The sequence below is a fragment of the Flagellimonas olearia genome (genome assembly GCF_009184425.1).
In the GTDB taxonomy this organism is placed as follows: Bacteria; Bacteroidota; Bacteroidia; order Flavobacteriales; family Flavobacteriaceae; genus Flagellimonas; species Flagellimonas olearia.
Genome location: NZ_WELG01000079.1, coordinates 1 through 396, shown reverse-complemented (window position 1 = coordinate 396; position 396 = coordinate 1). Strand labels below are relative to the sequence as shown.

The window sequence follows — 396 nt, the reverse complement described above, 5'->3', positions numbered from 1 at the left end:
TAAGAAAGCGCCCACAGAAACCTTGCGTCAAATCTATACCTACTTTCACGCGGAAGAGCAGCGCCATGCCAATGTCGAAATGGCACTGATGAAACGTTGGGGGATGCTCGAGGGAGAAGGTATTCCCGAACCTAATATCAACTTACGATTGGCGATTGAGTGGCTGGATCGTTACAGCGATGAGATGCCGATTTATGTGTTGGGCACAATGGTGCCGATGCTAGAAATTGCTCTGGATGGTGCCTTGTGTACCTTCCTGCTGGAGACCGTAAAAGACCCGATTTGTCATCAGGCCTTTGAAAAAATCAATGACGACGAATCCCGTCATTTGGGCGTCGGCTTTAGCGTGATGGAAATGCAGGGGCGCGGGAAGACCTTTATTGGTGCCGCCAAAAT

1 protein-coding gene is annotated in these 396 nt (G+C 49.7%); it reads left to right on the top strand.

Features of this window, described 5'->3' with window-relative positions; translation table 11 throughout:
* On the top strand, positions 1–396 hold a 396-nt coding region (locus tag F8C76_RS19295; protein WP_211372191.1), incomplete at both ends, for a hypothetical protein.